Source organism: Hymenobacter aerilatus (genome assembly GCF_022921095.1).
GTDB lineage: Bacteria > Bacteroidota > Bacteroidia > Cytophagales > Hymenobacteraceae > Hymenobacter > Hymenobacter aerilatus.
The window spans coordinates 166,744-178,871 of sequence record NZ_CP095053.1; the positions used below are offsets into that span (position 1 = coordinate 166,744).

A 12,128-nucleotide genomic window follows, 5' to 3' on the forward strand; every position below is an offset into this window, starting at 1 on the left:
CACAATATGTTGTGTCGCTACCGCGTGCGTTTTGGTTTATCGGCCTCGCCTACGGGCGTGCCGCCGCTTCGGTAAGTGAACTCCAGGATGCAACCGCTGACGGCTGCTTTCTTTGGGTCTTTTTTAGAGGGGCCGGAGCTAATGGCGGCACTGTCCAAGGCCAGATAAATCTTACGGCCATCAGGCGAAAGGGCCACGTCGCGGTAGCGGGCGGGGGCCTGGAAGTACATCAGCGTGTCGCCGCTGATGCCGTCGCCGGCCGCATTCAGCTTGAGCCGAATCAGCTTGCCGTGTTTTAAGCCAGGAATTAAGAGAGAATTTTGCCAGCCCGGTATAGACGTTGCGGTATACACGGCCAAGCTGCTAGGCGCTTCAGAAGACCACTGCATTTTCTCGGGCTTGGGGCGCTGCTCGTTGCGGTAGAGCTTTTGCAGAAACGCAGCCGAACTTGGGTAAAGTGTCTTGATCGGGTCGCGGTAGGTGGCCGCCCCAATAGCGGCTGCATTGGCCCGCTCACTATCAATGGTAGGGTAGGTAGTATGCCAGCGGCCCGGTAGCGAATCGTGGTTGCTGACGCCCGCGGCTAGTCCATTGTAGTTGCCATCGGCATAGCCAAGAACCAGTGGGTGACCGTAGTTTTTACCTTTTTCAATCAGGTTGATTTCATCATCGGAGTAGGGGCCGTGCTCGGAAGAGTAGAGCCGACCAGTGCCGCCTATTTCCGCGTAGTCCAACCCTTGCGGGTTGCGGTGCCCGTAGCTCCACACGGCGTTTTGCTGGGCCCCCATAAACGGGTTGTCGTTCGGAATCCACTGGTCGGTAGGGGTAGGGTCGGTGTCGGGTTCCAGGTTAAAGCGCAGCACTTTGCCTTCGTACCTGTTGATTTCCTGCGCATGATTGGGGCGTCCGCCATTGGAGAATTGCCCAGCGCCCAGGTCACCGGTGGTTAGAAAAAGGTAGTCTTTGCCTTCAACGGGCGCAATCAGCAGGCGGCCGGCCGTGTGGTCGTTGCTGCTGGGTAGGGTGTCGCAGAGTGTAACGGGCTTGCCTAAGGTCTGAGCCTGGCGGTTGTACTCGTAGCGCACCAGCTTAGCGGTGAAGAAGCTGCCGCCGTAGTTGGGCTTGCTGCCTTTGCCTTTCTCAGCGGCGCCCGCAAAGTGGTAGATATACACGAGGTACACGTAGGGTTTGCCTTGCAACAGTTGTGGGTGCAGCGCCATGCCCATGAGGCCGCCCTGGGGCCAGGGCTTGCCACCGTCGAGGCTGTCGGGGATTTTATCGTAACGCGGAAAGTTCTTGGCGTTGTGGAGGTCGAGCAAAACGGTTTTGGCGCCGTTGGCTGGGTTGATGCGGCTGACGCGGTAGCCGCGGGCTTCGGTAATCCACAAATACTGGTCGGGGCCGTAGGTCACTTCCCACGGGTCGCTGAGCCCTTTGGCGACAATGCGACGGGTGAATTTTTCGCCTTGGGGCCCAATGAAGGTGGTTTGGGCATAAGTAGATAGGTAGCTAACCAACAGACATAAGTACAGGAACAAACGAAACATAGTATAAAAAAGGTAAGTCGGCTGAAGGGGCGAATAATGCTGGATTAACAGCAGGAAAACAAGCATCTGCATACACGTAATCCACGGCGAGGTGTTATGGATGAGTTACAGGATATAGCAGGAATGAAATATTTTTTGCGGGGCGTGTAACGAATGCCGAAATCGGCGGTACTCCCTTCAACTCTCTCCTAAACGCCTACTCTTTCCGCCGTGCACAGCCCCAGCGACGAAACCCTAATGGCGCAGGTCCGCGACAACGACCTCGATCAGCTCACGCCGCTGTTCGAGCGTTACCAAGGGCCGTTATTTGGATTTCTGCTGCGGCTCACCAACGACCGCGACACGGCGCAGGACCTCGTGCAAAACGTGTTTCTGCGGGTGTTGAAATACCGCGCCAGCTATCAGCCGGCCCAACCGTTTCGGGCGTGGGTGTACCAGCTGGCCCGCCACGTACACGCCGACCACTGGCAGCGCCAGCCCGTGCCGGCCGGCGACCTAGAAACGGCTGAGCGCACGCCTACTCTACGTCGGGCTGCCTTGGCTGGAGTGGCCGCCAGCTCCGATGGTGAGCACCTGCAAGAGGCCCTGGCGCTGCTACCCGCTGCCCAGCGCGAAATCCTGGTGCTGCACCGCTTCCAGGGCTTCGACTACGCCGAGATAGGGGAGATGCTGGGCTGCTCGGAAGGAACGGCCCGCGTGAAAGCCCACCGCGCCTTGGAGGCGCTTCGTAAAATTTATTTCAGCTAATACTCTGACTGCTCTGTGATGCTCGACAATATCAACCCTTCTCTCTCCACGCCTGAATGCACTGCGCTAGAGCCGTTGCTGGCTGACTACGCCGCCCAGGCCTTGCCGCCGGCCGATAGGGCGCGAGTAGCAGCACACTTGCTCCAGTGCCCCAACTGCCAGGCACGGGTAGCCCAGTACGCCACGTTGCTAGACGCATTCGAAGACCAGCCGCTTGCCATGCCGCCCTTGGCTCTGCGCGACAACTTTCTGGCGATGCTGGAAGCTGAGAAGGCGCTGCTACCCTCGGCTCCAACGGTTTCGTTGCCGGCAGAAGCGCCGTCAGTGCCGTTGCACCGGTCAGCGGTGGCCAATACGAATGGATTATGGCTGCGCATTGCCGCCAGCGTGGCGTTGCTGGCAATCGGTACCGTGCTCGGGCTGCTCCTGAACCGCCCGGCCGCGCCGGTGGTGGCAACGGCACCAGCCAAGGAAGCACAAAACCTGGCGGCGCAGCTCACTGCCGCCACCCAGCAGCCGGCCACAGCCAGCCAGCGGATTCAATTGGTGAGCGACGCACCCAGTGGCACTCGCCCCGGCGATCCTACCGTGCTGGTGCTCATCAACACCCTGAATGCCGACCCTAACCCCAACGTGCGCCTGGCCGCTGCCGAAGCGCTCTACCGCCTGCGGGCCGATTCGCTGGTAGGCCCGGCCCTCATCCAGGCCCTACCCGTGCAGACTGACCCCAACGTGCAAATCACGCTGATTGAGCTGCTGGTGAAGCTGCGCGACAAACAAGCCGTACCCCAACTCCGGCGCCTCTCCCAGCGCCCCGATGCCCTACCCGCCGTGCGCGACCAGGCCAAGCAGGGTGTCAGCCTCCTGATCTGATGGGGTAGTAGTACGATCTAGAGACTAGCCTGACTTCCGAGTAAGCGCCAGCATTGGCGACATACAGCAACAACATTTTTTCTCATTCTTCGCAGCGCTATCCACTGAAGTCCGCGGCTTCGGGCGGTCGTCTGCTGCTCATTCTCAGCAACACAATTCCTATGAAAAAGCACCTGTTTTTCCTACCCTGCCTATTGCTTCTTGCGAGCAGCACCCTACATGCGCAGGAGTTTAAGATGAAGCTCACCGGCAACGACCGCAAAGTCGTTATCGAGATGCAAAACAGCGACCATGTAACCGTGGAAGGCTACGATGGCGACGAAGTAGTGGTGAAAGGCCAGGGCGGCCGTGCCACCGAGGAAGCGCCCAAGCGTGCCGAAGGACTGCGGCCCGTGTACAACTCTGCGGTAGACAATACGCGCCTCGGGCTGGGCGTGACCAAAGAAGGCAACACCGTGCGTATTGTGAAAGCCTCGCGCCGGGAGGGTGGCTACGTGATTCGGGTGCCACGCACGGCCGACGTAGTGTACCGCGAAGCCCAGTGGGGCGGCAACCGCGTGTTGCTCCAAAACCTGCAAGGCAAGCTGGAAGTGATGATGAAAAGCGGCGACGCCAAGCTCCTAAACGTGACCGGCCCTGTGGTAGCCAACAGCACCAGCGGCGACATCACGGTGGTCTACACCACGCTGAACGCTGGTCCCAGCTCCATCAGCAACATCAGTGGGGCCATTGATGTGGCCATGCCCGCCAGCACCAAGGCTTCCCTGACCATGCGGACCATTTCGGGCGAAGTATACACCGATTTCGACATTGCCCTACCTAAACCCACCAACGCCAACAACCTCGTGCAGATTGGCGGCCAAACTCTCAACGGGGCCGTGAACGGCGGCGGCACAGCCATATCCCTGAAAAACGTGAGCGGCGACGTGTACGTGCGCAAAGCCAAGTAGCCGGTTGAGGTGTCAGTAAAAAACGCGTGTCATCCTGAGCTTGCGAAGGACCTTCTCACGCGAGAACGAATCGTTGGTACGACAGTCGTTCAACTGGCATAAGGTCCTTCGCAAGCTCAGGATGACACGCGTTTTTTACTGACAACTGATATTTCATAACCCTAAACTTAACTCTTCCCATGTTTCGTTTTTTGCTATTGCTGTTGGTCCTAGTAGGACTGAGCAGCCTGGGTGCTCATGCCCAAAAAGTACTGGAACAAAAAGCCGCCATCAGCGCTGGTCAGCGCCTGAATCTGGAGCTGAAACAGGCCTCCACCATCAAAATTCACGCGGGCAGCGGCTCGCAGGTGGTACTGCGTGCCACTGCTACCATCAACGGCGGGCAGCTAAACGATGCGCTGCTGCTCACAACCAGCAAGACCAACGAGGGCGTGACCATCACCTCCGCTTTTGATGACAACCTAGTAAAAACCAGCCGCAGTATAGAGTGTCCCGAGGGGCAGGGCTACACGCAGTGGGGCGGTAGCTGGCGCAACGGCAAAGCCGAAGGACCGGCTCTGTGCTTCAAGATTGAGATAGACGTGACGGTGCCGGCCGGCGTGGCGGTGCGCGTGAACACCATTAGCGGCAATATTGAAGTAACCGATCTGACGGCGCCGCTGGAAGCCAAAAGTATCAGTGGCTTTGTAGATGTGAGCTGGCCCGCCCGCCAGGGTGCCGAGGTAGCGTTTAAGACCATCACCGGCGAGGTGTATACCGACCAGGAAATTGCCTTCGCCAACCGCAAAGAAAACCCCATCGTGGGCTATCAGCTGCGCGGCACGCTGGGCAGCACCGGTGGTCCTGCGGTGCGCCTGGAATCTATCAGCGGCGACGTGTTCTTCCGCAAGCGCAAGTAAAGGCGCCCTACCCTGGCAGAAGCTAGTTTTCTGCCAGGGTGGTTAGAGATAAGTAATTGATTTATAGTGTATCGTTATGTATAAAGATGGCCGCGAGATGGTCATGCTGAGTCTGTCGAAGCATCTCGTGTGCAGTACTCAACGTCAGCGCACGAGATGCCTCAATAGGCTTAGCAGAACGAGCGGGCAGCTACCGAAGTATATTCAACGAAAAATTTCGTAGATCTTATTGCTTTTATAGAAACAACACTATATGTTTGTAGTACGAAAAAGTTCGTAATAAAAGATATCCACTATTCCTCGTCGACGGTAGGTCTGCTGAAGCACTGATTTCGCATACCCTTTCTGTTCCGTCGGCATTGCTGCCAGGCACCGCGCACTTGCTGCAGCGTTGCTTCCCGTCCCTTCTCCGCTTGCTTGCTGCTATTGCCGCCCGGTATGTAGCGTGGTCTTTTGCGTGCCTTCACTAGAGCTGTCTGGCTCCCTATCACTTTCTGCTATGTTGAAGTATATCACCCTTTTATGGGTGCTGCTGGGCGTGCTATGCCCGGCCGTAGCCCAAACCAACAGCACCGGCCGCATTGCAGGCACCGTGCTCAACGCCACCACCAAACAGCCCGTAGAGTTTGCCACGGTGGCCCTGCTAAGCAAGGGCACCGGCAAGCCGCTCGACGGAACCGCCTGCGACGCCAAGGGTGCCTTTGCTTTCGAGAAGGTAGCGCAGGGCGAGTACAGCGTCTCCATCAGCTTTGTGGGTTTTGAGACGAAAGTGGTGGAAAACGTGACACCGGGCACTGCGGCCGCGAACCTGGGCCAAGTGCTGCTCACGCCTACCACGCAGCAGTTGGCCGAAGTGCAGGTGGTAGGGCAAAAGGAACTGGTGGAAACCCACGCCGACCGCATCGTGTACAACGCCGAAAAGGACATCAGCAACGCGGGAGCTACGGCCGCCGAGATGCTGCGTAAGGTGCCTCTGCTCACCGTTGATAATGACGGCAACGTGGAGCTGCGCGGCTCTACCAGCGTGCGGGTGCTCATCAACGGCAAGCCCAGCACCATCTTGGCCAGCAGCGTGGCCGACGCCCTGCGCCGCCTACCCGCCGACAAGGTGAAAGCGGTGGAGGTAATTACCTCACCGGGCGCCAAATATGACGCCGAGGGCTCGGGCGGGGTGATTAATATCGTCTTGAAAAAGAACGATTTATCCGGCATCACGGGCTCGATAGACGCTACGGCGGGCACGCGCTATAGCAACCTCAATACCAACCTGACCATTCGGCGCGGGAAGCTGGGTATCACGTCGGAGGCGGGTTCCTACGCCCACTACAACCGTAGTCGGGGTAGCCTCAACCGCACCGATTTTTTGCCTGAAAACCAAACGGCGCAATTGAGCCAGCAGAACAGTCGGCGCAATGGTGGTGGTGGGGTGTATGCTCGCTTAGGCTTCGACTATGACCTGACAGAAAAGGATGCCGTGACCCTGGGGGCGTACACCGACCTCTACCGCTCGGCCAGCACGCAACACCTGTATTCTACCTACGTGGCGCCGTTGAGCTTCGACCAGTTTGCGCGCGACATCCGGCGGCCGTGGGGCGCCAACTGGTGGCCCGAGTTCAGCCTAAACGGCAGCTACACGCACACCTTCAAGCCGAAGCACGAGCTGAGCCTGCTGGCGCTGCAAAACTATGTATCGAACACTTCTATCTACAATCTCGACCAGACCCGCCCCGAGCAGGGCTTCGACTACCGCGAAACCGGCAACAACCGCAGCCGCAGCCGCGAAACCACCCTGCAACTCGACTACACCCAGCCCATTGACAGCACCAGTATGCTGGAACTAGGGGCCAAAACCATCTTGCGTAACGAACAGAGTGACTACCGTATCAGCGCCGATAGCCTCGATGGGGGAGGGTTTCGGTTGGTGCCGTCGCGCTCCAACGAATTCAACTACCAGCAAAATGTGGTGGCGGGCTACGCTTCTTACGGTCTGCGCTTGCTCAAGAGCTACAGCCTGAAAGCCGGGGCTCGGGTAGAGCACACCCGCGTGGATGGCGACTTTCTGACCAGCAGCACCAGCGTGCGGCAGCGCTACACCAACTTTATTCCTACCCTGAACATCTCCCGCGAGTTTGGGAAGGAGAAGGAGCACAAGCTGAATATAGGCTACTCGCGTCGGCTCCAGCGTCCTTCCATCTTCTTGCTAAACCCTTACATCGACGTGAGCAACCGGCGCGTGGTGCGGACCGGCAACCCCAACCTGACGGCCGAGCTAACCGACGCCTACGAGCTGGGCTACAGCACTACCATTCAGAAAACCACCTTGAACGTGTCGGCCTACCTGCGCCGGACCAACAACGCGTTTCAGCCGTTTGCGCGCACGGTGTCCACCAGCCAGGTGTTCCCCACCGATACCAGCAATACCACGGTGTTCCTGACTACCTCCGAAAACGTGGGGCAACGCGCTACCTACGGTGCAAATCTGTACGGCTCCACGAAGCTTTCTGAGAAATGGACGCTCAACGGCAGCCTCAACGCCTACTACGTATCGGTGACGAGCGGCGCGCTGGGTATTGCCAACCAGGGCTGGGTCTACAATGGAAACGTGTCGTCGGCGTGGACCTTTGAGCACGGGCTGAGCGCACAGGCCGCCGTGTACGTCAACTCGCCGCGGGTGTTCTTGCAGGGCCGTACCAACGGCAACGTGTGGCACAACCTGTCGGTGAAGAAGGAGCTGTTCGACAAGAAAGCCAGCCTTACCCTCGGCCTCGACAACCCCTTTGCCCGCACCATCCGCTACCGCACCACCATCACGCAGGCCGACCTGTTCTCCTCCCAGGAAATAACCGACGCCTACAACCGCGCCGTGCGCCTAAGCTTCAACTGGAAGTTCGGCAAGATGGACGACTCGCCTAAAAAAGCCCGCAAAACCATCAGCAACGACGATAGGCAGGGGGGGAAGGGGTAGAGAGGGTGTGAGATACTGTGATAAAGAGCAAGAACTTGGGCAAGTTTTTTATCTTTAGGCTCCTTCAAGGAGAGCCTTCGGGTTCATCCTGTGTAGCCTCGGCCCATTAATCGGCCGGGGCTACTTCTTTTTCGGCCATGTGGGCCGGGTGGAACTGCGGGTCGTAGGGGCGGTCGTTTTTCCAGAGCGAATAGCAGAGCAGCAAGAGCTTGCGCATGACGGCAATGACGCCGGGCTTGCCGCTGGGCTGGCGGGCGCGCAAGCGGGCATAGAAGGCTTTTTGCTGCGGATTATAGCGCAGGCTGCTCACGGCTGGCAGGTAGAGCGCCGTACGCAGGCGCACGTTCCCTCGGCGGGAAATGCGCGTGGCTTGGGAAGAGAGGCCGCTTTGGCGCTGCACCACGTCTAGGCCGGCGTAGGAGGCGAGCTGGCGCTCGTTTTCCACCAGGATGAAGCCGTTGGTTTCGGCCACCACCACGATGGCCGTGGTCAGACCGATGCCGGGGATGCTGGTCAGGTGGGCCAGTTTGCGGGCCAACTCCGGCTCCGCGTCGAGCAGCAGCGAGAGGTCTTGGTCGACGGCTTTTAGCTGTTGGGCAACGAGTTGCTGCTGAGCGGCCAAGCGCTCGAGGGTGCGGGCGTCGGGCTGGTAGCTGTGCTGGTAGGCGTGGCACCGGGTTTTGAGCTGTCCGCCCTGCTCGCTTAGGCGCTGACGCTCGCGGGCCAGGGCCCGCAGCTGGCGCAGAGCGGGCGTTGGTGGTTGCCAGGCGGGCAAGGCCCGCTCCAGGCCCAGGCGGCAAAGCAGGCGGGCATCGAGTTGATCGGTCTTGCTCTTGAGCTCGGTGCTCTGGGCAAAGTGCTTGACTTTGTTGGGCAGTAGCACGCTCAGGGCCTGTGCGTTATCGGAGAGAAAATAGGCTAAGGCTTCGTAGTAGACCCCAGTGGCTTCGACCACGAACCACAATGGGGCGGCGGGCGCCTGTTGCTTGGCCGTCCAGGCCAGCAGGGCCGTGAAGCCGGCCAGCGTGTTGGCAAACGTGGTTTCTTTACCAAAACGCAGCTGCTGGCTGGCCTCGATGCGGCCGAAGCAGGCCACGAAGGTGTCTTTGGCAATGTCAATGCCCACAACGTATTTCAGCGGGGCGGTGGGGGAAGGGACGCGGGGCATCGGCACGGGGTAAAAAGGTGGAAAGCAACCAGCCAGCAAGGTTTTCACCGCAACTCTCCTTGTACAAATGCGGGATGCCATCCGCGCCAGGGCGGGGCTCCCTCCATACTGTGCAGTCTTCAGGCAAAAACGGGAAACGGGGCACAGATTCTCACACGCAACGTCGACGCCAAAGCACCGCATTTAGGGATGGATGGTGTCCCCGTTTCCTTTTCTAGCTACCCTTAAGTTAGGGTAGTACAATCATACAAGGGTAGGAGGGTGTGGGGGTAGGAAGGGTAAATTAAAATACGTCTGTCATCCTGAGCGCAGCGAAGGACCTTCTGCCCGCGGAACGAATCGTTGTTATGTCAATAGTTCTCACGTGATAAGGTCCTTCGCTGTGCTCAGGATGACAGACGTATTTTCACCTACAACTTCACCACCTAGCCCTCCCCACGCAGCACTGCCAGCGGAGGCCGCGTCAGCACGTCGCGGCTGTTAAAGAGACCGATGACGATGGTGAGGACCGTGGTGAGTGCCGCGAGCAGCAATAGGGGTAGGGGTGCGGCGGTGAAGCCAATATCAAACACCCAAATAGCCAGTGCCCAGCCGGCCAGCACAGCCAGCACAAGGCCCGTAGCTGCTGCCAGCAACCCCAGCAAGGCATATTCTACCAGCGTAATGCGTAGCATCTGGCGGCGGCTGGCACCTAAAGTGCGCAGGAGCACGCTTTCCTGCACGCGCTGGTAACGGCTCACAATCACGGAGCTGACGAGCACCACCAGGCCTGTAGCAATGCTGAAGAACGCCATGAAGCGAATCACGAAGGAAATCTTGCTCAGGATGTCGTCGAGAGTTTTCAGGATGAGGCCCAGGTCGATGGCCGACACGTTGGGGAAGCGTTGCACCAGATCACGCTGCACGCTGCCGAGCACCGTGTTGTCGGGCACGTGGGTGAGGAGTACATAGAACTGCGGCGCGGGCTCTAGTACGCCGCTGGGAAACACGACGCCAAAGTTGGTTTGTACCCGCGTCCAGTCCACAGTGCGCGTGCCACTCACGATGGTTGTAAGCGGAGCACCCTGCACGTTGAAGGTTAACGTATCGCCTAGCTTGAGCTTTAAACGCTCGAAAAAGCCCGTTTCCATGGAAATATGCGGAGTGCCATCGGCGGCGAGGTAGGGGAGCTTGCCTTCGGCCAGTTGCTCGGAGCTAATGAGCGAGTCGCGGTACGTAACGCGGTACTCGCGGGTGAGAGCCCCGCGTGAGCGGCCGTTGGTGCTGTCCTTCTTTAGCTCGACGGTAGGATTGCCGTTCAGCTCCGTCAACCGCATCGTTACGATGGGTACCTGTTGAATGACGGGTAGGCGGCGCTGGGTAAGCAACTGCGCCACGCCCGCCCGCTGCGCCGGCTGAATGTCGAACAGCACCAGATTGGGCTGGTTCTCGCCACCCGCCACCTGCACGCGGCTCAGCAGTAAGCCCTGGGTGATGTACAGCGTCGCCATCAGAAACACGCCCAGCCCGATAGAAATAATGAGCAGCAGCGTTTGATTGTTGGGCCGATACAGGTTAGCCAAGCCTTGCCGCCACATGTAGCTCCAGGAGGTAGGGAAATAGCGACGCACCAGCCAGCGCAGGCCCGCCGCTACGCCCGCCAGTCCGCCCAGTGCCACCAGCAGGCCCGCCGCAAAGCCCAGCGCCAACTTCACCTCACGCGTTTGGAGGTAGGCAAAGCCCGTCACAAACACGAAAATCAGCCCATACACGAGGTAGCGCAGCGGGTCGGGCGCGGTAGTGTCTTCTTCAAACGAGGCCCGCAAGGTGCGCAGCGGCGACACCCGCCGGATGCTCAGCAGCGGCAACAAGGCAAACAACACCGCCACCAGCACACCCGTAAGCACGCCCTGCGCCACCGCTCCCCACGACACCTGAATATCCACCGCTACGGGCAGGAACTCGGCAAACACGCGGGGCAATAGCAGCTGCACGGCTGTGCCCAGCGCCGCCCCCAGCAGGGCGCCCGCCAAGCCCAGGGCGGCCACCTGCAACAGGTAAATGAGCAGCGCCTGGCTGCCTCTGGCGCCCAGGCAACGCAGCACAGCTACCGAGGCAATCTTCTCGCGCACGTATAGGCTTACGGCACTCGCCACGCCTACGCAGCCCAGTAGCAAGGCCACAAACGCCACTAGGTTCAAGAAGCGGGTGAGGTCAGCGAAGGAACGGCCGGTTTGCTGTTTGCGCTCGGCAATAGTATCGGAGCCTATGTTGGCCTGGTCGAGGCGTTTTTCCAGGGGCTTGATGGTCTTCGCTACATCAGTGCCGGGCGCAAACAGGTAGTAGGTGCGGTACTGCACCCGGCTGCCGCGCTGCAGCAGGCCCGTGCCCGCCAGCGCCTCGCCGGAGATGAACACCGTAGGTGCCACCGCCGCGCTAAAACCTGATTGCCCCGGCGTTTCGCGCACGCGCCCAGCAATCAGAAAGGTGAGCTTGCCTACCCGGATAGAGTCGCCAGGCTGGGCGTTAAACTGCGCCAGCAGCGCATCGTCTACCAGCGCTACCCGCTGCCCGCCCGTAGCCTGCCGGAACTGCGCTACTGCCGACTCAGGCTCGGTGCGCCAGGTGCCATAGAACGGAAAACCGCCCGTGATGGCGCGTACCTGCGCCAATCGCACCCCCTGCCCTTTCGGGAACTGTACCAGCGAGGCAAACGATACCTCGCGGCTGCGGGTCCGGCCAAGGCGGTCGAGGGTAGGGCGCAGGGTAGAGTCGATGGGCTGGCTACTCGACAGCACCAAATCAGTACCCAGCAACTCGCGGGCCTGCTCGTCGATGCTACGCGCCAGGTTGGCCCCAAAGCCATTGATGCCTACCAGCGCTGCGATGCCTAGCACAATGGCCGCGCTGAACAGCAGGAGCCGGGAGCGGCTGCGGCGACTATCGCGCCACGCCATGCGCCAGAGCCAAATGAAATTCGTCATAATATGCAGAAGAGGC

The 12,128-nt window shown here is 59.6% G+C and carries 8 protein-coding genes; 5 read left to right on the forward strand and 3 right to left on the reverse strand.

What is annotated here, in order from left to right:
- Positions 1-17 precede the first annotated feature (17 nt).
- Complete coding sequence (locus MUN82_RS00705; RefSeq protein WP_245093959.1) at positions 18-1,547, reverse strand: PQQ-dependent sugar dehydrogenase; 1,530 nt, start codon at positions 1,545-1,547, stop codon at positions 18-20.
- 210 nt (positions 1,548-1,757) lie between these two features.
- Between MUN82_RS00705 and MUN82_RS00710 the strand changes: the two genes are divergently transcribed.
- The 5 genes from MUN82_RS00710 (at position 1,758) to MUN82_RS00730 (ending at position 7,981) form a co-directional block, all read left to right on the forward strand.
- Positions 1,758-2,294: an RNA polymerase sigma factor gene (locus MUN82_RS00710; RefSeq protein ID WP_245093961.1), complete on the forward strand. Its 537-nt coding sequence runs from the start codon at positions 1,758-1,760 to the stop codon at positions 2,292-2,294.
- 18 nt (positions 2,295-2,312) lie between these two features.
- A complete protein-coding gene (locus tag MUN82_RS00715; protein WP_245097626.1) occupies positions 2,313-3,167 on the forward strand; it encodes a zf-HC2 domain-containing protein in 855 nt (284 codons plus the stop codon).
- A 161-nt stretch (positions 3,168-3,328) separates the two neighbouring features.
- The gene (locus tag MUN82_RS00720) at positions 3,329-4,117 is read left to right on the forward strand and encodes a DUF4097 family beta strand repeat-containing protein (protein WP_245093963.1); all 789 of its coding nucleotides are present in this window, start codon (positions 3,329-3,331) and stop codon (positions 4,115-4,117) included.
- Between the two features lie 179 nt (positions 4,118-4,296).
- On the forward strand, positions 4,297-5,016 hold the full coding sequence (locus MUN82_RS00725) for a DUF4097 family beta strand repeat-containing protein (protein ID WP_245093965.1): 720 nt from the start codon (positions 4,297-4,299) through the stop codon (positions 5,014-5,016).
- 499 nt (positions 5,017-5,515) lie between these two features.
- Positions 5,516-7,981 (forward strand): TonB-dependent receptor, encoded by a 2,466-nt coding sequence (locus MUN82_RS00730; RefSeq protein ID WP_245093967.1) that lies wholly within the window; start codon positions 5,516-5,518, stop codon positions 7,979-7,981.
- Between the two features lie 106 nt (positions 7,982-8,087).
- Here MUN82_RS00730 and MUN82_RS00735 read toward each other — a convergent pair whose 3' ends face one another.
- Together MUN82_RS00735 and MUN82_RS00740 are read right to left on the reverse strand one after the other, a co-directional pair.
- Positions 8,088-9,149: an IS110 family RNA-guided transposase gene (locus tag MUN82_RS00735; protein WP_245091357.1), complete on the reverse strand. Its 1,062-nt coding sequence runs from the start codon at positions 9,147-9,149 to the stop codon at positions 8,088-8,090.
- Positions 9,150-9,574: 425 nt separating this feature from the next.
- Positions 9,575-12,112 (reverse strand): ABC transporter permease, encoded by a 2,538-nt coding sequence (locus MUN82_RS00740; protein WP_245093969.1) that lies wholly within the window; start codon positions 12,110-12,112, stop codon positions 9,575-9,577.
- Between the last annotated feature and the right edge of the window lie 16 nt (positions 12,113-12,128).